This window comes from Mesorhizobium sp. M6A.T.Cr.TU.017.01.1.1, from assembly GCF_004023115.1.
Lineage (GTDB): Bacteria > Pseudomonadota > Alphaproteobacteria > Rhizobiales > Rhizobiaceae > Mesorhizobium > Mesorhizobium mediterraneum.
The window spans coordinates 1-798 of sequence record NZ_RZTA01000268.1 but is presented as its reverse complement, the minus strand read 5'-3'; the positions used below and the strand labels follow the sequence as shown (position 1 = coordinate 798).

Sequence of the window (798 nt, the reverse complement as noted above, 5' to 3'; positions counted from 1 at the left end):
TATCACGGCAGCGGCAAATCCTGCCACCGCGCTGTTTTTCGCATCCTCGACGCTGAATTTAAATGCTCGCGGGGCAACTCACCTGTCCGTGGTCGCATTGGTGTTTGCCATTGCGATCGCCTGGTTTGGTCTTCTCGGCCTTTCCATCTCCCAACCGGCCACACGGCGATTTTACAGTCGTTTCCGAAAGCATGCGGACATCGTGCTGGGAGGGGCCCTGGTGGCGCTCGGCTTTGCCGCACTTGGTTATTGAGAAAGATACGCGCAGCCGCCGCTGTTACACAGAGTTCAAACGACAAAACCCGCCAGACAGGGTCCAGCGGGCTCGGAACCGGCGACGGGAAAACCCGTCTGTTGCGGCTCTGGCTTCTAAAGCATGATCTCGGACCGAAACGCCGCTGCACAAAAAGGCGGCTTGATGCTTTCGGGCGAGATTACACTCGAGATCAAAGCGCCTTGCGGGCGATCCTCTCAATGTCGGCACGGTTGATGCCGAGGTCGTTGAGCTGACGGGCGTTCAAGCGGTTCAGTTCGCGCACGGTTTCATTGTACATGCGCCAGTTACGGAAAGCACGGATCGGGTTCATGGTAGTCCTCCATCGTTTCGATGCCGCTCAAATAGGCATCGTTGATGAAAAGTTGAACAGACGCTTTTGCATGGCCGCAATGCGTTTGTTGCATTGCACAATTAAGCTTTTGTTCAGCTTGTTTACCGCCCGTCAGCCGACGTCGAGCACGTTCTCGCCAATATGCTCGCCCTCCCCCATCCGCTCATGCGCCCGCCACGCTTCCTTGAGC

General features: G+C 56.8%; 1 protein-coding gene and 1 pseudogene. One reads left to right on the top strand and one right to left on the bottom strand.

Annotated elements, in window-relative coordinates:
• A pseudogene (locus EOB36_RS33920) lies at positions 1-253 on the top strand (lysine transporter LysE); the annotation flags it as partial.
• Between the two features lie 193 nt (positions 254-446).
• Here EOB36_RS33920 and EOB36_RS33915 read toward each other — a convergent pair.
• On the bottom strand, positions 447-587 hold the full coding sequence (locus tag EOB36_RS33915; RefSeq protein WP_095487275.1) for a DUF1127 domain-containing protein: 141 nt from the start codon (positions 585-587) through the stop codon (positions 447-449).
• Positions 588-798: the final 211 nt, after the last annotated feature.